Annotated in this window: 23 protein-coding genes; 8 read left to right on the top strand and 15 right to left on the bottom strand. The window is 70.4% G+C overall.

The annotated features are described in order from the left end of the window. Positions 1-136 precede the first annotated feature (136 nt). Together VFZ70_14305 and VFZ70_14300 are read right to left on the bottom strand one after the other, a co-directional pair. The gene (locus tag VFZ70_14305; GenBank protein ID HEX6256975.1) at positions 137-685 is read right to left on the bottom strand and encodes a DUF308 domain-containing protein; all 549 of its coding nucleotides are present in this window, start codon (positions 683-685) and stop codon (positions 137-139) included. 296 nt (positions 686-981) lie between these two features. Further along, the gene (locus tag VFZ70_14300) at positions 982-1,479 is read right to left on the bottom strand and encodes a nitroreductase family deazaflavin-dependent oxidoreductase (GenBank protein HEX6256974.1); all 498 of its coding nucleotides are present in this window, start codon (positions 1,477-1,479) and stop codon (positions 982-984) included. Positions 1,480-1,743: 264 nt separating this feature from the next. On the opposite strand from VFZ70_14300, the gene VFZ70_14295 reads away from it, so the two are divergent. Together VFZ70_14295 and VFZ70_14290 are read left to right on the top strand one after the other, a co-directional pair. Further along, entirely contained in the window at positions 1,744-2,724 is a 981-nt protein-coding gene (locus tag VFZ70_14295; GenBank protein ID HEX6256973.1) for an NAD(P)-dependent alcohol dehydrogenase, read from the top strand. Positions 2,725-2,980: 256 nt separating this feature from the next. Further along, positions 2,981-3,739, top strand: coding sequence for a class F sortase (locus VFZ70_14290; GenBank protein ID HEX6256972.1), 759 nt, complete (start codon positions 2,981-2,983; stop codon positions 3,737-3,739). A 3-nt stretch (positions 3,740-3,742) separates the two neighbouring features. On the opposite strand, the gene VFZ70_14285 is transcribed toward VFZ70_14290, so the two are convergent. Together VFZ70_14285 and VFZ70_14280 are read right to left on the bottom strand one after the other, a co-directional pair. Then, a complete protein-coding gene (locus VFZ70_14285) occupies positions 3,743-5,323 on the bottom strand; it encodes a glycosyltransferase family 2 protein (GenBank protein HEX6256971.1) in 1,581 nt (526 codons plus the stop codon). A gap of 345 nt (positions 5,324-5,668) precedes the next feature. After that, positions 5,669-5,833 carry a hypothetical protein gene (locus VFZ70_14280; GenBank protein ID HEX6256970.1) on the bottom strand — a complete coding sequence of 55 codons (165 nt, stop codon included), beginning with the start codon at positions 5,831-5,833 and terminating at the stop codon, positions 5,669-5,671. A gap of 352 nt (positions 5,834-6,185) precedes the next feature. Here VFZ70_14280 and VFZ70_14275 point away from each other — a divergent pair, with 352 nt between their 5' ends. Both VFZ70_14275 and VFZ70_14270 read left to right on the top strand, forming a co-directional pair. After that, a complete protein-coding gene (locus tag VFZ70_14275) occupies positions 6,186-6,899 on the top strand; it encodes a phosphate ABC transporter ATP-binding protein (protein ID HEX6256969.1) in 714 nt (237 codons plus the stop codon). Position 6,900: 1 nt separating this feature from the next. Beyond that, a complete protein-coding gene (locus VFZ70_14270; GenBank protein ID HEX6256968.1) occupies positions 6,901-7,689 on the top strand; it encodes an ABC transporter permease in 789 nt (262 codons plus the stop codon). Between the two features lie 100 nt (positions 7,690-7,789). Here VFZ70_14270 and VFZ70_14265 read toward each other — a convergent pair whose 3' ends face one another. From VFZ70_14265 to VFZ70_14240, 6 genes are all read right to left on the bottom strand, one after another. Continuing rightward, positions 7,790-9,010 carry a DUF6596 domain-containing protein gene (locus tag VFZ70_14265; protein ID HEX6256967.1) on the bottom strand — a complete coding sequence of 407 codons (1,221 nt, stop codon included), beginning with the start codon at positions 9,008-9,010 and terminating at the stop codon, positions 7,790-7,792. Between the two features lie 6 nt (positions 9,011-9,016). Further along, positions 9,017-9,382 carry a YciI family protein gene (locus tag VFZ70_14260; protein ID HEX6256966.1) on the bottom strand — a complete coding sequence of 122 codons (366 nt, stop codon included), beginning with the start codon at positions 9,380-9,382 and terminating at the stop codon, positions 9,017-9,019. 113 nt (positions 9,383-9,495) lie between these two features. Beyond that, the gene (locus VFZ70_14255; protein ID HEX6256965.1) at positions 9,496-10,338 is read right to left on the bottom strand and encodes an SH3 domain-containing protein; all 843 of its coding nucleotides are present in this window, start codon (positions 10,336-10,338) and stop codon (positions 9,496-9,498) included. A gap of 161 nt (positions 10,339-10,499) precedes the next feature. Further along, the gene (locus tag VFZ70_14250) at positions 10,500-10,865 is read right to left on the bottom strand and encodes a VOC family protein (GenBank protein HEX6256964.1); all 366 of its coding nucleotides are present in this window, start codon (positions 10,863-10,865) and stop codon (positions 10,500-10,502) included. A 24-nt stretch (positions 10,866-10,889) separates the two neighbouring features. Further along, a complete protein-coding gene (gene trpS / locus VFZ70_14245) occupies positions 10,890-11,891 on the bottom strand; it encodes a tryptophan--tRNA ligase (protein ID HEX6256963.1) in 1,002 nt (333 codons plus the stop codon). 131 nt (positions 11,892-12,022) lie between these two features. Further along, positions 12,023-12,349 carry an MmcQ/YjbR family DNA-binding protein gene (locus VFZ70_14240; GenBank protein ID HEX6256962.1) on the bottom strand — a complete coding sequence of 109 codons (327 nt, stop codon included), beginning with the start codon at positions 12,347-12,349 and terminating at the stop codon, positions 12,023-12,025. Between the two features lie 145 nt (positions 12,350-12,494). On the opposite strand from VFZ70_14240, the gene VFZ70_14235 reads away from it, so the two are divergent. Beyond that, positions 12,495-13,214: a dimethylsulfonioproprionate lyase family protein gene (locus VFZ70_14235; GenBank protein ID HEX6256961.1), complete on the top strand. Its 720-nt coding sequence runs from the start codon at positions 12,495-12,497 to the stop codon at positions 13,212-13,214. 118 nt (positions 13,215-13,332) lie between these two features. Here the strand turns inward: VFZ70_14235 and VFZ70_14230 are convergent, their stop codons facing one another. The 3 genes from VFZ70_14230 to VFZ70_14220 form a co-directional block, all read right to left on the bottom strand. Continuing rightward, entirely contained in the window at positions 13,333-13,647 is a 315-nt protein-coding gene (locus VFZ70_14230) for an AzlD domain-containing protein (protein ID HEX6256960.1), read from the bottom strand. After that, a complete protein-coding gene (locus tag VFZ70_14225; GenBank protein ID HEX6256959.1) occupies positions 13,644-14,411 on the bottom strand; it encodes an AzlC family ABC transporter permease in 768 nt (255 codons plus the stop codon). Before VFZ70_14225 ends, VFZ70_14230 begins: the two co-directional genes overlap by 4 nt. Positions 14,412-14,723: 312 nt before the next feature. Next, complete coding sequence (locus VFZ70_14220; protein ID HEX6256958.1) at positions 14,724-15,791, bottom strand: glycosyltransferase family 2 protein; 1,068 nt, start codon at positions 15,789-15,791, stop codon at positions 14,724-14,726. 282 nt (positions 15,792-16,073) lie between these two features. Between VFZ70_14220 and VFZ70_14215 the strand changes: the two genes are divergently transcribed. After that, on the top strand, positions 16,074-17,141 hold the full coding sequence (locus VFZ70_14215; protein ID HEX6256957.1) for a glucose-1-phosphate thymidylyltransferase: 1,068 nt from the start codon (positions 16,074-16,076) through the stop codon (positions 17,139-17,141). Between the two features lie 64 nt (positions 17,142-17,205). Continuing rightward, positions 17,206-18,351, top strand: coding sequence for a dTDP-4-amino-4,6-dideoxygalactose transaminase (gene rffA / locus VFZ70_14210; GenBank protein ID HEX6256956.1), 1,146 nt, complete (start codon positions 17,206-17,208; stop codon positions 18,349-18,351). Between the two features lie 17 nt (positions 18,352-18,368). Here rffA and VFZ70_14205 read toward each other — a convergent pair whose 3' ends face one another. Further along, positions 18,369-19,130, bottom strand: coding sequence for a sulfotransferase (locus tag VFZ70_14205; GenBank protein HEX6256955.1), 762 nt, complete (start codon positions 19,128-19,130; stop codon positions 18,369-18,371). 192 nt (positions 19,131-19,322) lie between these two features. Here VFZ70_14205 and rfbB point away from each other — a divergent pair, with 192 nt between their 5' ends. Continuing rightward, the gene (gene rfbB, locus VFZ70_14200) at positions 19,323-20,327 is read left to right on the top strand and encodes a dTDP-glucose 4,6-dehydratase (GenBank protein ID HEX6256954.1); all 1,005 of its coding nucleotides are present in this window, start codon (positions 19,323-19,325) and stop codon (positions 20,325-20,327) included. Here the strand turns inward: rfbB and VFZ70_14195 are convergent. Then, entirely contained in the window at positions 20,269-21,594 is a 1,326-nt protein-coding gene (locus tag VFZ70_14195) for a hypothetical protein (protein ID HEX6256953.1), read from the bottom strand. The two genes, rfbB and VFZ70_14195, sit on opposite strands and share 59 nt — an antisense overlap. Positions 21,595-21,752: the final 158 nt, after the last annotated feature.

Here is a 21,752-nt window from a genome sequence, read left to right as displayed (position 1 = left end):
GACGAGCCTCCAGGCTCCGGCGGCGTCCAACGACGAACATGCCGCCCGCTGGCCACGACGGTGAGGGCGATCGGCACGTTCGTCGGTCGCCGATGGTCCCCCGACGCCACGATGGCGACGAGGGACCGCGGAGGCGTCAGGCGGTCGCGGCGGACCCCGCGGCGACGGGACGCAGCCGTCCCGCCACGATCAGCGTCGTGCCCTCGAGCAGCGTCTGCACGCCCAGCAGAACCCCGAGCAGGGTCAGCGTCGCGGTCATCAGGTTGAACAGGACCAGCAGGCCCAGAACCACCGAGACGACGCCACTGAAGACCAGCAGCCACCGCGCCTCGGACACCTGGAAGGCCAGGAAGATGCGGACCAGGCCGGTCGCGAGGAACAACGCCCCGGCGACCAGGGTGAGGCTCAGGGCGCCGGCACCGGGATTGCGGACCAGGAACAGGCCCAGCACGGTCAGCACCCCGCCGCCGAGTGCTGCCGACCAGAACCCTCCGGATCCGATCCTGAACAACGCGCTCACGAGCAGCACGACACCGGAGATGAAGGCAATCCACCCCAGCAGCAGGACCGAGATCGCGGTGGCGACCACAGCGTTGCCGAAGATGATGAAGCTGCCGATCAGCAGGATCACACCGAGGACGATGTCCCAACCCGTGCGCTGGCGCTCAAAAATAGACGAAGACATACCATTCTCCTACATCTGACCCACAAGGATGGACCCAACGGGATCAACCATCATCCTCATGTTCTTCCACCAGCATACCTTGATGGAGTGTGGGGTGGGCCCGGCCGGCAACCCGATCGAGCTGTTCCAGCCCGCGGGGCGTGGTCCGCGGCGCCCCGGAACGCCGTGCGCGGTGGATCTGGGGAGACGATGGCACGTATGCGGTGAGATGTCTCCCCGGAACGCCGTGCGCGTCGTTCCGGGCACAGGTCATGCGTCCCGAACGGTTGTCGTCGGAGCAGTCCGTCGACGTGCGTTCACGTCGGCATCGACGCGCGCGTCACGATCCGGAGCCGGAGGCATTGGTCGACGTTGAATCGTCGCAGTAGCCGCTCCTCGCCGGACGGCAGGTCGTCACTGACCGACGCGGTGGGCACCACCTGCGGCGAATCGACGTCGTAGGTGGCTCCCTCGTGCACCACGGTTGCGGATCCGTGCGCCACGACGTTGCGCAGCCAGTCGGCGTGCGTGCCGTACGGCAGCGCGATCACGAACCCGTCGGCCGTCGGCATGGCGCCGACGGGTGTCTCGTAGTTCCGGCCCGACGTCCGTCCCCGGTGCTGGATCACCGACGCGTACGCTCCCGGCGTCCCGGCGGTGCGCATCTGGTACGGGTTGAAGAACCGGCGGTTGAGCCGCCGGACCGCGCTCAACACCCAGCGCGATCTCGTGCGCATCCCAACCACGAACACGATGCCGACCGTTGCCACCACCGTCGCGAGCGCGAGCGCGGCCGGTATGAGGATTCGATGCATGATCGACTCCCGTCTATGCCGTCGCGGCATGGTTGCCGCCCCGCGCGCGAGCAGCCACGCCGCGGACCTTACTCTGTAAGTCGTACGTCGTAAGGTATGCATACGTCGCAAGCTTGTCAAGTCCCTGCGACAGAACGGCGAGCGGTTGACGCCAGGGACCCTGAGCGCTGATGCGGGTGCTCCCCGATGGTGCGGAGCGGTCGCGTCGACAACGCTGCTGGCGCGGCCGCTCGTGACCAAGGCGGCCGGAGCAGGGAGGAAGCCATGAAGGCGATCGTCCAGGACACGTACGGCGGCCCGGACGTCCTGCGGCTCGAGGACGTCGACATGCCGTCCCCGGAGCCGGACCAGGTGCTCCTGCGCGTGCGCGCCGCGGCGGTGAATCCGGCTGACTGGCATTTCATGCGTGGTGAGCCGTACGTCATGCGGGTGATGGGCTTTGGACTGCGCCGCCCGCGCAATCGGATCCCTGGGTTCGACGTCGCCGGCGTCGTGGAGGCTGTCGGAGCGCAGGTCACGCGGTTCTCACCCGGTGACGCCGTGGTCGGTCACCTGTGGGACGGCGGCGGCGCGCTCGCCGAGTACGTCTGCGCGACCGAGGACAGCCTCGTCGCCAAGCCGGACGCGTTGGCCTACGACCGGGCCGCGGCACTGCCGGTCGCCGGGCTGACGGCGCTGGCCGCGATGCGCGACATCGGACGGCTGACGCCAGGGCGGTCGGTCCTGATCAACGGGGCGTCGGGAGGCGTCGGCACGTTCGCCGTGCAGATCGCACGGACGCTCGGTGCGCAGGTGACGGGCGTGTGCAGCGCACGCAACGCCGATCTGGTCGCCTCACTCGGCGCGCACCGCGTGATCGACTACACGGTCGAGGACTTCACCGCGGGCACGGAGCGGTATGACGTGGTCCTCGACAACGTGGCCAACCACCGGCTGTCGGCGCTCCGTCGTGTCGTGACGGCCGGTGGAACGGTCATGCCGAACAACGGGGACTCGGATGACCGCTGGTTCGGCGCTGCAGCCCGTGCGGTCGGCGCGCAGTTGGTAGCGCCGTTCGTCGCCGAGCGGATCCGCCCGGTGCAGTCCCCGATGCGTCGCGAGGACCTGGCCGCGCTGGTCGACCTGGTCGACGCCGGACTGGTGACCCCCGTGATCGGCCGGGTCTTCCCGTTGAGCGACGCTGCCGCGGCGATCGCGCACGTCGAAGCGGGTCACGCCCGTGGCAAGGTTGTCATCAGCGTGTGAGTGACGAGGCCGCGCCTGCCGCGCGAATGCGGATCGCGCCGGCGTTTCCGGTCGCCATGACCGCTGGCGGCGTCATGCTGGTCGGTCGATACTGGACTGGGAGCAGTCCATGAGGGGGAGATGTGACCGGAGCCGGCAGCCGATCTGGTGCTGGCCTGGCCCGCGCACGGTGGCCGGCCTCGTACGGTGAACCCGCCGATGTCGTGGCGGGGGCGTCGGCTGTGGTCCGGTGGGCGCTCGAGCGCGGGGCGACGGCATGAGCGGGCCGGCCGGACGTGTGCTGTTGCTCGTGTGCATCGTGGTCACCGCGGTGCTCGTGGCCGGGCCACTGCGGCCGGTGATCGGGGCGAGCCTGCCGTTCGCGGCCGAGGAGGAGGAGGCGCCGCCGCCGCCGCCGTCCGCGCCTGCCCCGATCGAGAAGGTGACGCCGGCCAGGACCATGGCGTCAGTGGAATCGGCTGACACCGTCGCGTCAGCCGACAGCGAATCCTCCGGTTCCGTGGCGTCGACCGAGGCTGCACCGCCGTCATCCGCGCCCGACCGCGAGGAGCGGACCACGCAGGTGGCGCGGGCCGCCCGACCTGTCCGGGTGCAGATCCCATCCATCGGTGTCGACGCCGAGCTCATCGGTGTCGGGCTCAACGGGGACGGGTCGATGCAGGTGCCCGACTTCGGTCTGGCCGGTTGGTACAACGTCGGACCCCGCCCGGGTGAGCCGGGGCCGGCGGTCATCGTCGCGCACGTCGACTCGTACGAGGGCCCGGACGTCTTCTTCCGGCTGCGCGAGCTCACCCGCGGCGACGAGATCCGGGTGCGCCACCGCGACGGAACGTCGTCACGCTTCGTCGTCCGGTCCTCCGAGCAGCAACTGAAGGAGGAGTTGCCGGTCGACCGCATCTGGAACGACACGCGCCAACCGGTGCTCCGTCTGGTGACCTGTGGCGGCGACTTCGACTACGAGGAGCGCCACTACCGGTCGAACGTCATCGTCTATGCCGCGCGCCAGCCGGCGTGACCGTCAGCGCGTTCCCCAACTGCCCCGACGGCACGTCGCCAGCGCGTAGACCTTGAGCGGTGTCAGCACGAACAGTCCGACCAACTGCTGGAAGGGCGTCGTCAGCCACGCCGCGTACTGCACGAACGGTCGCGGATGGGGCTCGGCGAGGTAGCGCAGCGAACGGGCGAGGACGAGCACGGCGACGTAGGCCCAGAGCGCGACCACCTTCGACAACGGCACCACCGCGAGCGCGATGACGATCAGGGTGAGCGCTGCGGGGAACACCGCGATCTGACCCGCGACCACCCACCACATCCATCGGTTGGCCGGGAGGTGGGCGATGGTCCAGAACTGGCCGATCCAGGCGCCACGCTGCCAGCGGATGCGCTGTTTGAGGTATGGGCGCCAGTGGGTCGGTGCCTCGGTGTAGGAGCGCGCGGCCGTCTGGGTCACCACCCGACCCGTCGCTCCCGCGAGGATCGCAAGGTGCCGGTCGTCGCTGATGTGCTGGCCCCAGTAGCCCTCCAGATAGCGACGACGGTTCCAGAAGACCACGGCGTCGCGGACGGCACAGAATCCGCCTGACATCACCGGAACGGCGCCCAGCACGCCGGCCAGCGCCCGCTCGAACAGGATCCCGTTGGCGTACTCCGTCTCCTGGAGACGAGCGAACACGCTGTTGCGGTTGCGCGGCAGGATCAGTGACGTCGCGGCGTCGATCCGTTCGTCGGCGAACGTCTCGAGCATCCGCTCGATGGCGTCGTCCGCCAGGGTGGTGTCGGAGTCGATGAACAACCAGACGTCGAACTCACCCGGTCTCGTCCTGGCCCACGCCGCGTCCTGCGCGAAGCGCTTGCCGCGGTTCTCGGTGAGCGCGATCACCTGGATGTCGAGACTGCTCTGCCTCGCGTGGTCGCGGGCGGCGTCCACCGCCGACCGGTCCTTCGAGCCATCGTCGATGAAGAACACGCGATCGGGCGCCCGCGTCTGGCTCTCGAGCGACCGCAGCGTCGCGAGGACGGAAGCGGGATCCTCGTTGTAGGCCGGCACGAGCGCGGCAGCGCGTACGCTGCGGGCGAACCCGGGCGGCACCGGCCGTCGCGTGGGCTTGTAGATCCACATGATCGCGAGCCGGATCAGCACCCACACGGCCGCGGCGGTCGCCAGCGGATGGACGGAGTGGCGGGGGAACATCAGGGCCGCCGACGCCCCGATCGCACACACGCCCAGCACGACGAGCGCCGCGAGGTCGCGCTGGGTGCGGCCGTCGCCGCGCTGGGAGGGCCGCTCGGCGACAGGACCGGTGTCGGTCACAGTGCCGGTGGTGGTGACAGTGCCGGTGGCGGTGACGGCGCCCGCGGTGGCGACCGCGCGGGCATCGGCAACGACGAGCGGGTCGACGACCGCGTCCCGCGGCTCGCGCTTGGCGCGACGTGCGGGTTCTGACGCGCCGTCGGGGTTGCGCTGCTCCGGGGTGCGCCCGGGGACCAGCGTGTGACGCTCCCGGCCAGGCCAGGGGATGTCATGCGCAGCCGCGAAGATGCCACGCCGGAGACGGCGTGAGCGGTCGCGTCGGCTGCGGGTCCCCCGCTGCGCCCTCATGGAACGGACGACGCAAGGGACGCGCCGCGTGGTCGGACGGCCGATACCGCCGTCAGTTGCCCGGAAGGCGAGCATGAGCCCGATCGGGAAGGCGAGCACGGGCGCGGCGATGAGCGCCAACGCCCATGCCGTCACGATGTGCCCACGGTGTCGGCCACTGTTGCTCCTACCTGCGCATGCGCGAGTGGACAGGGCTGACGCCGTGCGAGCGATCGAAGCGGTCGAGATGCTTCGTCAATCAGTGCAGGCGTCAGCTAGCCCCCCGGGTGTCCAGATCAGAGGTCGGCCCGCCGTACTACGGCCGACATGTCAACGCGTGTGGGCGCTCTGCGCGCCCACACGTCATCAGCGGCGTGCGAAGGCGCGCCGTCCCACCATCACGGCGCCGGTGGCGGCCAGGCTGATGATGACCATCAGCAGCAGTGGGACGTCCAACGCGCCGGTGGCTGCCAGCGCGGCGCCACCGGCGCCCGCTTCGATGATGGTTGGTGTCGGAATGTCGTTGTACATCGGTGCCCCCTCAGGCTGATCAGGTGTGCCGCGGAGCGGTCGGCCGCGTCTGACAGGTCGATCTGCTGTGCTGCATGTCGCGCTCTCCGACTGCCAGATCCGTTGGCCGGCACTCTGGTACCCCCCCGCTCCACCCCTTAACCCATGGTTACGGAAATCTCTCTGAGGTACAGCACAAGTCCCTTTCATGATACGTTTCGATGGATTTCCCTATATTTGAACCATCGCCGCTCACAGGTCCGGCGACGGACATGCAGTGTGAGGCGGGGCGGGGTAACCGCCGAGATCCCCGAACGATCCACTACCATCGGGGTGCCCCGATCGATCGTCGAGTGGCGGAGGGCAGTCGCCGATGGTGGACCGGGACCACGCGCTGGCCGCGGGTACCCCGCTGTTCACGTTCGAAGACGTGCACGTCGAGCTGGGTGGGCATGACGTCCTGCGCGGCGTCGACGCCGAGATCCCCGACGGGGCGCTGACGACGATCGTCGGCCCCTCCGGCGGCGGCAAGTCGACGCTGCTCCGGTTGTGCAACCGCCTGGCGGTGCCGTCGCGCGGCCGGGTGCTGCTGCGGGGCACCGACCTCGCCGACCTGGACGTGCTCGCCACGCGCCGGCGGGTCGGCATGGTGTTCCAGGCACCCACGCTGTTCGCGGGCACGGTGCGCGACAACCTCGTGGTCGCGGCGCCCGACGCCACCGAGGACCGGTGGATCGACGCGCTGGCGCGCGCCGAGCTCGATCGCACGTTCCTCGACCGCGACGCCGACACGCTGTCAGGAGGCGAGGCGCAACGGGCCTGCCTTGCGCGCACGCTGGTGACCGGGCCCGAGGTGCTGCTGGCGGATGAGCCGACGTCGTCGCTGGACCAGGGCACCGCCCGCACGCTCGAACGCATGATCCGAGCGCTCGTCGACCACGGCGTCCCCGTGCTGTGGGTCACCCACGACCCCGCCCAGTCACGCCGACTGGCCGACTGGGTGCTCGCGCTCGACCACGGGCGGGTCGTCGCGACAGGAGCTCCGGCAGACGTCGAGGCACGGCTCGACACGGTCGAGGAGGGCTGAGATGGATCAGGACGTCTCGTGGGTCGGTCTCATCGCGTCGACGCTGCTGGTGGTCGTCGCGATCGGCGTCTCCGTCTGGCGTCGTCTCGGTCTGGAGCGCGACATCGCCATCGCCACCGTCCGTGCGGCGGGGCAGCTGCTCGCCGTCGGCTCCGCCCTGGCGCTGGTGCTCGCGCCAGACGCGCCGCTGTGGTGGTCCTGGGTGTGGGTGCTCGGCATCGTGGCGTTCGCCGGTGCGACCGTCCGGTCGCGGGCGCCGGCCCTGCCGGGGGTGCTGGGCATCTCGATGCTGGCCAACGCCGTGACCGCCGTCGTCGCCTTCGGCCTCGTCTTCGGCATGGGCGTGTTCCCGCTCGAATCCCGCACGCTGGTGCCGATCGCCGGCATGGTGATCGGCAACGCGATGAAGGCACAGGTGGTGTCGGCCCAGCGCACGGTCGAGACCGTCGCGCAGGGGCGGCTGGAGCTGGAGGCCCGGCTGGCGCTCGGCCAGCCGTCGAGCGTCGCGGCGCGGCCGATCACCCGCTCCGTGCTGCGCACCGCGCTGAGTCCGCAGATCGAGACGACGAAGGCCGTGGGTCTCGTGTTCCTGCCCGGGGCGATGACCGGACTGATCCTGGCCGGCGTCGATCCGATCGACGCGGTGATGGTCCAGGCCGCGCTCATGTACATCATCCTCGGCGCCGTCGCGACGTCGACCGCCGTGATCACGTTGGTCGGCATCCGCCGGCTGTTCACCCGTGATCATCGGCTGGTCCCGCTGCCACGATCGGTCGCCGGGGCGTCGTGACAGTGGTGTCGGCGGGCGATCTGCGGGAGGCGCACACACGTGACGTCACTCGCTGGAGGTGTGCCCAGGAGGCGCCGGTGATCAGCTCGCGTGCGTGTGGTCACCCACCGACGACCAGTCGCGCCTGGTCGACGAGGTGGCTCCGGACGGCGTCGTTGGGCGCCGCCTCGGCGGCCGCCTCGTATGCCGCACGCGCCTCGGTTCGGCGCCCGAGCCGCCGGAGGAGGTCGGCGCGTGCGGCGTGGAAGGGCTGATACCCGTCGAGATCGAGAGCATCGACGAGCTCGAGCGCGGCTGCCGCGCCGTCGACCTCGCCGACAGCGATCGCGCGGTTGAGCGCGACCACGGGGCTGGGCACGTGCGCCAGCAGCTGGTCGTAGAGCGCGATGATCTGCGCCCAGTCGGTGTCGGCGAAGGTCGCGGCGTCGGTGTGGACGGCGTTGATCGCAGCCTGCAGCTGATACGGCCCGGGGCGGTCCCGTCGCAGACACGCGCGCACGAGCTCGTGACCCTCGGAGATCAGCGCCCCGTCCCACCGTCGACGGTTCTGCTCACGCAGGACGACCAGCGAGCCGTCGGCCGCGAACAGCGCCGGTCGGCGCGCCTCGGTCAGCAGCAGCAGCGCCAGCAGTCCTGCGACCTCGGGTTCGTCGGGCATGAGCTGGCCGAGGAGGCGGGCGAGCCACACCGCCTCGGCCCGCAGGTCGTCGCCGCGTGCGTCGTCCGCAAGCCGGTCCGCTCCGGTCGTGTAGATCAGATAGACCACGGCCAGCACCGGTGGCAGACGATCGGGCAGTTCCTCGTCGCGTGGCACCCGGTAGGGGATGCGTGCCGCCTTGATCTTGCGCTTCGCGCGGACCAGGCGCTGGGCCATCGTCGACTCGCCGACCAGGAACGCGCGGGCGACCTCGGGCGTCGTCAGGCCACCCAACAGGCGCACGGTCAGCGCGACCTGTGCGGCGGTCGACAGGGCGGGGTGGCAGCACATGAACACCAGGCGTAGCCGGTCGTCGTGCACGGCGCCCACCTCCTCCGGACCGGACGGCAGTCGCGCGACGTCGTCCAGCAGTTCGCGTCCGCGCGCCGCGCGTCGCAGCCGGTCGATGGCGCGGTTGCGCGCGGTCGTCGTGATCCACGCGCCGGGGTTCGGCGGCAGGCCGTCGGTCGGCCAGCGTCGAAGCGCGGTCGTGAAGGCGTCCTGGACCGCGTCCTCGGCGAGGTCGATGTCGCCGAAGACGCGGATCAGGGTGGCCACCGACCGACCGGACTCGGTGCGGAAGATCCGGCCGACCGTGGCCTCGTCGACCTCGCGGCGCGACATGCCGGGTCAGTCGCTCTTGAACCCCGCGAAGGGCCGGACCTCGATCGGCGCGCCGACGATCGACGTCGTCCTGCCGGCCCACTCCAATGCCGCATCCAGGTCGGGTGCCTCGATGATGTAGAACCCTGCCAGGTGCTCCTTGGACTCGACGTACGGTCCGTCGGTCGTGACGATCTGACCGCCGCTGTTGCGCACCACCGTCGCCGTGTCGGGCTCGTGCAGGCGCGCTGAGAACATCCACGCCCCCTGGGTCTTCATGTCCTCCTCCAGCTCAGCGATCTGCTGGAACGTGCGCTGCATCTCCTCGTCGGTCATCGCCGCGTGTGCGGCGTCGTCGCTGGCTGTGTGGACGGACAGCAGGTACTGCGCCATGGTCGCGCTCCTCGCGGTCGTGTCGGCGGGCCGTTCCCGCCGCTCACAACAGCTACGAACGGCACACCGCCGATATCGACAACGGTCGCACGATCCGCCGAAGAGGTCGAGTGCTACACGCAGACGTCGGTGCCGCCGCGCCAGCAGAACAACGTCCGCTCGACGGCCCGCAGGCTGTAGCCACCGGCGTCCGGGTTCGCGAAGATCGCCAGCCGCTCCGCGGCCACCGAATCGTCGAACAGATCGATGACATCGATGGTGATCTCACCGAGATCGCCCTCGCGGGGACCATCGCTGATGACCACACGGCGCTGGCCCTCAGCCGGGACGTTCGGATCGAGGTCGGGTCCCCAGGTGATCTGGTAACCCTCGGCCAGCCCGTAGGCGTCGACGACCTCCTCGGCCAGCTCCGGCAGCGTCGGTGCTGTCGCGCTGCCTGCGCCGCCGAGCTGCGACGTGACGTCGTCGGTGCCCGCGATCAGGCGCGCGAACCGGGTGTTAACCCAGCCCAGCTCGCCGTCGACGCTGATCTCGGTCCAGATCGAGCTGCTGATGCGCTGCGCGCGTCCCGTGTAGGAGAACCCACGGCGCAGGGGGTCGAGCCGGTTGATGATCTCCGCCTGGACGCCTGGCTGCGCACGGACGTTGAGCACGTCGTCGGCCTCGACACCGACCACGCCCACCTCACCGTCGGTGTACGGCCAGTCGAACGGTTGGCCCGGCAGCGGGACGTCGCCGTCATCCCGTGCCGGGTCGGTGTCGGTGCCGGGCTCGGCCGGCTCGTCGGGTCCAGCGGGCTCGCTCGGTTCCGCCGCTTCATCTGCCGCGGCCGACGGCGTCGTGCTCTCCCCGCTCGGCTGCGTCGGCGCCGCACCGACGTCGACCACGCGCCCGCTCGGGGCGCACGCCGCCACCAGCAGCACCACCACCACGATCCACCACTTCATCGGTCGCATGATCCCACCTCGTGCCGGTCCTGTACGCCATCCACAGTGGCGCGTGGCCTTCACGGGCGTCTCACGGGGACGTCACAGGTGTGCAACGACGCAGGTCGTTGACCCTTGCGACCGAGCCGGGCGCAGGCTCGTGGGAGACAACTGACCGAGGCACGAACGGATCAGGCGTAGTCGTCCGGATCCGCCTGCGCCAGGCAGAACTCGTTGCCCTCGGGGTCGGCGAAGACCGTCCAGCTGAAGCCGCCCATCTCGTGCTGTTCAAGCTCGGAGCCGCCGAGTTCCACGATGCGCTCCGCAGAGGTCGCAGCGTCGCTGGAGCCGAAGTCGAGGTGCAGGCGGTTGCGCCCCTCGGTGGGGTGGTCAACCTGCTGGAAGGCGAGCGAGACGCTGGCGCCGGGCTGGCGCTCGAGCCACACGAAGCCGGGCACCCGATGCCGTTCGTCGACCTCGAGGAAGGCCTTCCAGAAGTCGGCGACCTTCTCGAGGTCGACGACGTTGATGACGATCGCCGCGAGCTTGGTCGTCATTGCCTTGCCTTCCGGCAGAGCGGGTCAGCCGATGCCCGTCGCTTCCTTCGCACGGGCGAGCGTCGCCTCGGCGCGGGGGCGGGCGCGGTCGGCGCCCGCGGCCAGCATGCGTTCGAGTTCGGCCGGATCGTCCATCAGCTCGTGGTAGCGCTGCTGCATCGGTTCGAGCGTGGACAGCACGAGGTCGGCGACCGTCCGCTTGAGGTGGCCGTAACCCTCGCCGTCGAACGCCGCCTCGATCTTGTCGCGGGGCTGCCCCGACAGTGCCTCGTACATCGTCAACAGGTTCAGCACGCCTGGTCCGGCCGTCTCGAACCGCGTGTCGTTGCCCGAATCGGTCTCGGCCCGCATGATCGCCTTGCGGATCACGTTCGGCGGATCGGTCAGCCCGATGGCGTGACCGACCTTGGCCTGGCCGATCGACTTCGACATCTTTGCGGTCGGGTCGTCCAGTCCCATGATGCGTGCGCCGCTGGCGCGCACCAGCGCCTCGGGGAGCACGAACACGTCGCCGAACATGTGGTGGAACCGCGCTGCGATGTCGCGGGTCAGCTCGATGTGCTGGCGCTGGTCTTCACCGACGGGTACGAGGTCGGCGTCGTACAGGAGGATGTCCGCGGCCTGCAGCACCGGGTAGCTCAGCAGGCCGGCGCCGACAGACTCCTGCTGCGCCGACTTGACCTTGTACTGCGTCATGCGCTCGAGCCAGCCGACCGGAGTGACGCAGGTGAGGATCCACGCCAACTCGGCATGGGCCTTCACGTGGGACTGCACGAAGATCGTCGAGCGCTCCGGGTCGATGCCCGCAGCGACGTACAGGGCCGCGCTCTCACGGGTCTTCGCGCGCAGCACCGCTGGGTCGACGACCTCCGGAATGGTCACCGCGTGCAGGTCGACGACGCAGAACACGTTGTCGTACTGGTCCTGGTTCTCCGCCCACAGCGACAGCGCCCCGACGTAGTTGCCGATGTGGAGCTTGCCCGTCGGTTGGACCCCGGAGAACACCCGGGGACGCTGCGTCTGCATGACCTTGCCTCGGTGCTTTCTGCTGCTCAGTGGCCGCGTCGGAAGACCCCAGCGCCGCGCCGGCGTGGGATGTCGAACCCTACTACTCGCGCGTCACGGTCGACGTTCTGAGTCCGTGCCCGCCGCGCCGGCTACGCGTTGACGAAGGCCTTGGCGTCGGCGAGCAGTTCGCGCCACCGGTCCTCGTCGACCGTGGTCACTGAGACCCACTCGCGGAACACCCGGCCGTTCGGCGCGAACGGCGCGCCGCTGCCCTCCTCGACCATGGCCGCGACGCGGTCCCGTGGCAGCTTGACGACGAGGTCGCCGGTCTCCCGGCGCAAGGTCGCGAAGAATGCGCCATCCACCCGCAGGCACGGGTGGCCCATCATCGTGCCGCGCGTGACCGCGGGATCGCCGTACAGCTCTTCCGCGAGGTCCCAGAACAGGGCCTCGCCGTCGTCGACCGCGTCAGCCACCAGCTCCCACCTCCGTGCACGCCGGTGATCACCGATGATCCTAGTCCCACCCCGCGTTGGACCGTCGCGTCGGCCGGGAGCGGCATCGGACGCACGACGTCGCGATGATTCCGGCTCGCCCCGACACTGAACGACAGGACGTCCGGTGCCATCGTGGGGCCGCACGACGACGCTCGGACGCACCGTGGAAGGCACCCATCCGCTCCAGACGCTCGCCGCCAAGGTCGCGCAGCACCTGCGTGACCAGGGGTTCGACGACGCCACCGACCCGCACCTGATCGGATGCGTCGCCGACGACCTGACGGATGCCTCGACGGCGTCGCTCCCGCGTCAGCGTCGCCCGGGAGGGCCGGTCCGCGCCCTGCAGTACGCGCCGATGGTGTTCACCCAGCCGCCGTCGAACGGGATCGCGGACCTTCACGCCTTCGCCGTGCGCTGCTTCGCCGAGGTGCACTGGACCGAGTTCTACGGCGAGGACGACTGGAGTCGACCGTTCCTTTCGCTGTTCTCGTGCGCGGAGGGGATCGGCCCCGAAGGGCGGCTGGCACACGACAGCCTGATCGTCGGGCTGTACCTGTACGGGCCCTGCATGCGCTACCCGGCGCACGCGCACCCGGCCGACGAGGTCTACGTGGTGCTGGCGGGCCGGCAGGCATTCCAGGTCGGCGCCGACGCGTCGTTCGTTGCACACGACCCCGGCGCCGTCGTCGTCCTGCCGAGCGACACCAGCCACGCGATCCGCACCGAGGGCGGCCCTGTCTTCGGGGTCTTCGTACGCCGCGGAGACATCGGCGGCCACAGCTGGTACCGCACGGACATGACCGACCCGGCGTCCCCCAAGCGGTTCCCGACGATCGCCGGTTGAGGGCCGGTGTGCCGGGCCGCCGAGCACGCCGATCGCGTCCGGTCACCTCGATGGCACCGGTGACCGGACGCGAGACGGCCCGGGTGGATCTCACCCGGGCCGTCTTGGTTGCGGCGTGTCAGCTGACGAATCCGACGATGGTGAAGGTCGCCATGGCCGCGCCCAGCGCCCACAGCAGCGACTTCGTGCGCCACGCGATCAGCGCGGCGGCCGCGAGTCCCGCGACGTGTGCGGCCGACAGTGCCAGGCCGGCGCGGCCGGCGCCGCCGGCCAGCGACGAGACCACGATGGCGGCGGTGACAGCCGGGCCGACGTACGCGAGCGACGCGCGGACCGTCGCCGGCAGCCGGTCGACGTCGATCAGGGTGACGAAGGCGATGCGCAGCAGGTAGCTGCCGGCGGCGGCGCCGACGAGTGCGAACGTGGCGGTCATGACATCCTCCGGGTGATCGCGCCGGCGGCGGCACCGGCGACGGCACCGGCCATGAGGCCGAGACCGTGGGGCAGGTCGAGGGCGAGGGCGGTGACGCCGGCGCCGGCGATGGCGGCGACCAACGCCGGCCTGTCACGCAGCTGGCCGACAAGCAGGGCAAGGAACATTGCGGGCACCGTGAACTGGAGGCCGGCGCCGGTCGGCAGGACCGGACCGAGCAGGATGCCCACGACGACCATCGCGGTGAAGATCCCACCGATGAGTGCGGCCGCCGACAGCCAGTAGGCGCGGAACCAGACCGGGTCCTGCTCGTCGCGTGACGACGCCAGGGCGAAGAGCTGGTCGATGATGAACCACGGGCCCAGCCAACGGAACCAGCGGGGCTGATCATCGAAGCGCCCCGCCAGCGCGGCCCCGTACATCATGAATCGGATGTTGACGACGATGGCGGTCAGGGCGGCGATGAACGCCGTGCCGCCGGCGTCGAGCACGGCGATGGCGGCGAAGTTGGCCGACCCCGCGTACAGCACCGGCGCCATGACGGCGCCGAGGAGGTCCGGGACCACCGACGCGCCGATCGCGACGCCCAGCACCATGGCGAACGGCGCGATGGCGACGGTCATCGGGGCCATGTCGCGCAGTCCTGCGCGCATTCCCTCGCGGGTCACGGTCGTCTCCGGCGCCCGCGTGACGACGTCGGGCGGTGCGGTCACGACCGCGAGCTCCTTCGACGCGTCGAGCCGGTCGTACACAGCGGTGCTCATGGTGTCTCCAGACGTGGCGGGCGGGTCGCCGGGGCCCGGGTCGCAGGCCTTGGAGGCACGGTATGAGCGTTGCGGTCGCCGCAACTCGGTGGTGGTCACCCATGTCGGCGCGGGCGGTCACCCATCTCGGATGGTGGACGCCACATAGGCGTCGTGGGCACCGCGGTCGAGGCGTCGGACCGCTGGCGCGGGCTCACGTCGGGCGTCACCGGGCCGGGTCCGAGAGCGCCGGCGCCCCGGGTGTCAGGCCGCGTCGGCCGGTGTCTCGTCGAGCCTCACCGGCACATCGGAGAGCGCCGGGAATCCCTGGAGTCAGACCGCGTCCGGCGGGGCCGCGCCCTCGTCACCGGATTCGTGCCGGATGATCTCCAGTACGTGGTACGGCTCGCGCGAGCTCGTCTGGTTCAACGTGCGGACGATGTACTCGCCCAGCATCGACAGCATCAGGATCGTCACACCGTTGAAGAACGACAGCAGCACGATGAGCGACGTCCAGCCCTGCACGCGCGTTGCGCCCATCAGCCCGGCGACGAGGTAGACGGCGCCCGTCGCGAACGCCACGAGCGCGACGATCGCGCCGAGCACCGCCGACAGCCGGAGCGGGAACGCCGAGTAGCTGAAGAGGATCGTCAGGACCAGCCGGGTGATGCGCAGGAAGTTGTAGTTGCTGTGACCGGTGGCGCGCGGCGCGTGCCGCACGCCTGTGTTGCCCCGGTTGCGCGAGTACAGCAGCGCCAGGCCGGTGATGTAGGGGAACGCCGAGCGATCGGCGCAGATGCGGTCCACCACGTCGCGCCGCAGCAGGCGGAAGTTGCTGACGACCAGGTCGCGCGGCTGACCGAACACGCGCCGGTTGATCATCCCGATGACCAGGCTGCCCAGTCGGCGGTGGCCGGCCGCCTGCTTGCGGTCGAACCTGCCGAACACGACGTCGTGATCGCCGGCGTCGGCCGCGACGAGCAGGTTGAGGATCTCCTCCGGTGGGTTCTGCAGGTCGTCGTCGATGGTGACGATCCAGTCGCCGCGCGCGTGGCGGAAGCCGCAGAGGTTCGCGTTGTGCTGGCCGTAGTTGCGCAGCAGGTTGATCGGGACGACCTCCCGATTCTGGGCCGCCTTCGCCTCGAGCACCTGCCAGCTGTCGTCGCGGCTGCCGTCGTTGACGCAGACGATCTCGAAGGTCAGCCCGTGCTCACGGAAGAAGGCGACCGTGCGGTCGATCGTCTCGCCGACGATGTCGGCGCTGTTGAACACCGGAATGACCACGCTGTACAGCGCCGGGCGCATCTTCGGCGGCACCCGCACGGCGGGGTCGTCGACCACGGCGCCGGGATCGTCCCGGCGTGTGGTGGCTGCGAGCTCGGACTGGTTGGCGGATGTCATGCGGCCTCGTCGGTGGTGCGCCCTGCCGCGCGGTGGTGCCGATCCGGCGGGGGACACCTGGGCGGTGCGCGAGCCGACGGCGTACGCTGATCACTCCCGTCGGTCGTGGCGAGTCTACGGCACATCCCGTGCAGCGACACCTGACCCGCCGTGCGGCCAGCCCAGGTTGGTGTCTGCGCACCGGGCCACTACGCTCGGGTGGTGGTCGGCCGGACCGGACGGGAACCGGGCGACGTCCAGACGTCCCGCAACGGGTGGAGCGATGCGCGTGGGAGCCGGTAGATGAAGGGTCTTGTGTTGTCGGGTGGTGCCGGCACACGACTGCGCCCGATCACGCACACCAGCGCCAAGCAACTCGTACCCATCGGCAACCGCCCCGTCCTGGACTTCGGGCTGGAGGCGATCGCCGAGGCGGGCATCACGGAGGCCGGCGTCGTCGTGGGCGAGACCCACCGCGAGATCCGTGCACACGTCGGTGACGGGTCGCGGTACGGACTGAACGTCACCTACATCCATCAGCCCGAGCCGCTGGGGCTGGCCCACGCAGTGCTCGTCGCCTCCGACTTCCTCGACGGCGACGACTTCGTCATGTACCTGGGCGACAACCTGCTCACCAGTGGGATCGTCGACTTCGTCGAGCAGTTCCGCGCGGGATCGTCCGCGGCGCAGGTCATGCTCGCCAAGGTCGAGCAGCCGCAGCAGTTCGGCGTCGCGGTGCTCGACGCGGACGGCCGTGTGGTGCGACTGGTCGAGAAGCCCGCCGACCCGCCGTCCGATCTCGCATTGGTCGGCGTGTACCTGTTCTCGTCGCGCATCATCGACGCGGCACGCGCGATCCCACCGGCGCCGCGCGGCGAACTGGAGATCACCGATGCCATCCAGTGGCTGATCGACAACGGCGACCCGGTGGACGCCCACGTGGTCGAGACGGGCTGGTGGAAGGACACCGGCAAGCTCGAGGACCTGTTGGAGGCCAACCGCATCGTGCTCGACGCGCTGGTCCCCAGCGTCGAAGGACTGCTGCACGCCGGCAGTGGCACCCAGGGTCGGGTCATCATCGAACCCGGTGCCGAGCTGGTCGACAGCTTCGTGCGGGGGCCGGCGATCATCGGCCGCGGCACCCGACTGGTGCGGACGTTCGTCGGGCCCTACACGTCGATCGCTCCGGACTGCGAGATCGTCGACTCCACGATCGAACACTCGGTGATCCTGGACCACAGCGAGATCCGCGGCGTGGAACGGCTGGAGGACTCGCTGATCGGCAAGGAGGCGCGCGTCGGCCGTAGCGACCGCCGCCCGCGGGCGCACCGCCTGATGGTCGGCGACCACAGCCAGGTGGACCTGCCATGACCGGGTGCGCGGCCGGGACCGACGGCGCGCGACCGCACCATCTCACGGATCGCGAGGCACCCGCATGACCGAACCGCAACGGTTGACGTTCAACCGCCCCACGTTGGAGGGTGACGAGCTTGCGTACGTGCGCCAGTCGGTGGAGGGCGGCCACACGTCGAGCTCCGGTCACTTCGCCGAGCAGGCGTCCGAGCTGCTGCGTGAGGCGATCGGCGCGCAGGACGTGCTGCTGACGACCTCGTGCACCGCGGCGCTGGAGATGAGCGGCCTGCTGCTGAACCTGCAGGCCGGCGACACCGTGATCGTGCCGTCCTTCACGTTCGTCACCACGGCCCTCGCGTACGTCCGCGGCGGCGCACGGCTGGTCTTCGCCGACATCGAGGAGGAGACACTCGGCATCGACCCCGAACACGTGTCGTCGCTGCTCGACGAGCGGGTTCGTGCCGTCGTCGGCGTCCACTACGCCGGCATCGGCTGCGACGTCGCGGGCCTGGAGAAGGTGCTGGCCGGCGCGCCGGGCGTCGACCTGATCGAGGACAACGCCCACGGCCTGTTCGGCACCTACCAGCAGCGTCCGCTGGGCAGCTTCGGGCGGTTCGCGACGCTGAGCTTCCACGAGACGAAGAACTTCGTCTGCGGCGAGGGCGGGGCGCTGGTCCTCAACGACGCCGACGACGTCGATCGCGCCCACGTCCTGTACGACAAGGGCACCAACCGCCGCGCGTTCATGCTCGGCGACGTCGACAAGTACTCGTGGAAGGACACCGGGTCGTCGTTCGGGCTGTCCGACATCCTGGCCGCCTACCTGCTGGCACAGCTCGAGCAGCGTGAGCAGATCCTGAACAAGCGCCGCGCCGTGTTCGAGCGCTACGAGGAGCTCCTCGCGCCGCTGGCCGCCGAGCACGGCTTCCGCACGCCGGTCGTGCCGGCGGACCGTGAGGCCGCCTGGCACATGTACTACCTGCTGCTGCCCGACCACTCGACGCGCGACCGCGTGCTCGACCGCATGCGCGAGCAGCGGATCCACCCGACGTTCCACTACGTGCCGTTGCACTCCTCCGACGGCGGGTTCCGCTACGCGGCCAAGCTGACGGACTGCCCGGTGACCAACAGCGTGAGCGGACGGCTGCTGCGGCTGCCGTTCCACAACGCGCTGCGGCGTGAGGACGTCGAGCGGGTCGTCGAGACGTTCATCGCCTGCCTGGGGTGACCCGTCGACGTCCGGGCTCACTGCCAGGCGTCGAGCGATCGGCCGAGATGGCGCGCCAGCGCCGCATTGGTCTCCGCGAAGTGCGCCCGCAGCCGCGCGCGTGTGGCCGGCGCAAGGGCGGCCGCGGCCTGTGACGCGTTCGTGACGGCTCCGGTCATCGGCGGTCGGTGGTCGGGATCCACGCTGAGCGCCGCGTACAGCCGGCGCAGCGCATCAGTGCCGGCGACCAGGTCCTCGAACACGACGACGTGCACCCGGTCGGGGCGGAACCGCCGCTCGACCTCGCGCAGGTACGGCAGGTACCGGCCGCGCCGGACGTACGCGTACGGCGACACCGAGATGCGCGCGCGGTCGTACGGGCGGTCCTCGCCGTCCAGATCGGCCAGCAGCGCCTCGTCGGCGCCGAGGTCCTCGAGGCCGTGGTCGACCGAGAAGCGGTAGTTCGACAGCGCCCGTTCGATGGGATCGCGCAGCACGACCACCACGTGGGCGTCGGGGAACGTCGCGGCCATGCGGTCGAGCGCCGCGGGATGCTCGATGTAGCTGGTGCCCTTCTCCCCGCGCACCGCCGTCGTGGGCGCCTGCGGAAACGCGCGCGCGTCGTAGGCGTCGTGGTCCCCGGTGACGTCGTCGGACAGGAAGATCTTCGGCTCCGGGCGCACAGGCGCCGCCATGGTGATGTCCGGATGGCTGTCGAGCAGTCGGTGCAGGTAGGTGGTGCCGCAGCGTTGCGCGCCCACGACGAACACGCGTCGTGGAGCGGAATCGGATCGTTGCACGTCGGACGTCCTCGAACGTGTCGGTCAGGTCGACTGCGCAGCTCATGGCGTGACGGACGCCACTGGCATGGATTGAGCGTGTCACCGCGGACGCGTGGTACGGCGGGCTGGCGGTCGGCTATCGTACCCGGATCGGCCTTGTGATCGATGCCGTCGCGCCCGCGCGTGCCCGGCGACCAGAGGTGTACCACCATGCACGTGTTCGTGACCGGCGGCGCCGGCTTCATCGGCTCGAACTTCATCCGCTGGGTGCTGCGGACGCAGCCCGACGTGACCGTGACGAACTTCGACGCGTTGACCTACGCGGGCAACCTCGACAACCTGCGCGACGTTGATGCCGCCCGATACCGGTTCGTGCGCGGCGACGTCCGCGACGCCGACGTGGTCCGCGAGCACCTGTCCGGTCACGATGCGGTCGTCAACTTCGCCGCCGAGAGCCACGTGGACCGGTCGATCACCGGTTCGGAGGAGTTCCTGACGACCAACGTGTTGGGTGCGCACGTTCTGTTCACGGCCGCGCGGGAGTGCGGCATCGAGCGGTTCCTCCACATCTCGACCGACGAGACCTACGGCAGCATCGCCGAGCCGGGACGGTTCGTCGAAGGCGACGCGCTGGAGCCGAACTCGCCGTACGCGGTGTCGAAGGCGTCGGCCGATCTGCTCGCTCGCGCCAGCCGGGTGACGTTCGACTATCCGATCACGATCACACGCACGACCAACAACTTCGGGCCCTACCACTACCCCGAGAAGGTCATCCCGCTGTTCATCACCAACCTGCTCGACGGTGAGCCGGTTCCGCTGTACGGCGCCGGTGCCAACGTGCGGGACTGGACCTTCGTCACCGACAACTGCGCTGCGCAGTGGCTCGTGCTGACCGACGGCGAGCCCGGTGGGATCTACAACGTCGGTGCCGGCAACGAGATGACCAACCTGGAGCTGACCCATCGGATCCTCGAGGCGCTCGGGCACTCGGACGACATGATCCGCAGCGTCGCTGACCGGCCAGGCCATGATCTGCGCTACGCGGTGGACACCAGCCGCATCCGTGCGCTGGGCTGGAAGCCCGAGTTCGACTTCGACGGCGGGCTCGAGGCCACGATCACGTGGTACCGCGACAACGAGTGGTGGTGGCGGCCACTCAAGCAGGGCGGCGCGACGCAGCGTCGCGGTCTGATGGAGCAGGCGCCGGCCCGCTGACGCCGACCCGGCGCGCGGCCCGCTGCTCCGTCCACCACATCAGCGCCAGCGCGGTCACCTCGGCCGCCAGGAAGGCACCCGCCACCCGGGCGAGCGGGGGGACGGGCACGACGAGTGCCGCGGCGCCCACCGCCACGGCGGCCACCCAATTGGTCGTGAGCGCGCCGGACGTGCCGCGAGCGACCAGGAGCACGGTGAACACCAGGTTGGCGAGCGCTATCGCCGTGGCGGCCGCGACCACGGCGACGACGGCGCGCGGCGGTGACGTGCCGGCGCCGAACACCAGCGTGATCAGGAGCGGACCGAGCGACCAACCCAGTGCACCAACGGCGAGCGCGCCGACGACCGCTGCCGCCGCGAGCCCGTGGCGAACGCGCCGCAGCGTGCGCTCGCGGCCGGTCGAGATCAGGTTGGTCAGCGCGCCGGTGACCTGGGTCACAAGCCCGAGGGTCACCAGATAGGGTGCGCGGAACAGCGCCAGCGCGATGAACAACGCCGTGACCTCCTCCGCGGCGCCACCGATCGTGGCCAGCACGACCGGTCCGCCCGTCAGCACGAGTTGCGCGATCAGCGAGCCGGCGGCGACGCCGCCGAGAAACGCCAGCGGTGAGCCGTCTGTGGCCGCCGGCGCGTCCCGCACGTCGCTGAAGCGGTAGGCCGACGGCCACGCCAGCGCTGCCAGGCCGCCCAGGGCAAGCGCTACACCGAAGCCGACGGCACCGCCGCCGCCGACAATCACCACCGCGGCCAGGACGACGCGTAGCAGGTTCTCGGCGGCGATCACCGCGCCCGTCGCGACGAAGCGGCGCACGCCCGCCAGCCGTCCGCGCACCAGGCCGACGAAGAACGCCCCGACGGTGACGGCGCCGGCCAGCAGCGGGAAGATCGCCCCGCCGGTCAGGAACAACTGCTCGCGTGCGAGCCAGGACACGGCGGCGACGGCCGCTGCGGCACCGCTGATGAGGAGCGTGACGCGGGGCAGCGCCGCGCGCACGGCCGCCGCGTCACCGTCGGCCTGCATCGTGCGGATGATCCAGTGCTGCACAGGGAACGTCAGCACGGCCGCCGACGCGCTCCACAGCGTCCACAGCTGCGCGACCGGGGCCGCGTCGGCGGCGCCGAGGGCGCGCGTCGCCAACGCGAAGAAGGCGTATGCCAGGATGCCGTTGGCCGCGGTGCCGACGAGCAGCGCGAACGAATCTCGTGCAACGCCGCGGCGCGACACGCGCCCGTTGGGCCCGCCGTCGGGTCGCCGGCGTGGTTCCACTACGACTCCGGCGGTCGGCGTTCCTGCAGCGCTTCGGTGAACTCGCCGATCGGGCCCATGTCCAGCAATGTCGCCCGTGGCGTGACCTGGATCTGGCGGTCCGCGAACCCGCGCAACCATTCACCCTGCTGGACGGTGCCGTACTCGAGACCCGGATT

Source organism: Euzebyales bacterium (assembly GCA_036374135.1).
Classification (GTDB): Bacteria; Actinomycetota; Nitriliruptoria; order Euzebyales; family JAHELV01; genus JAHELV01.
The sequence above is the reverse complement of the archived record's forward strand: the minus strand, read 5'-3'. Positions and strand labels throughout refer to the sequence as shown.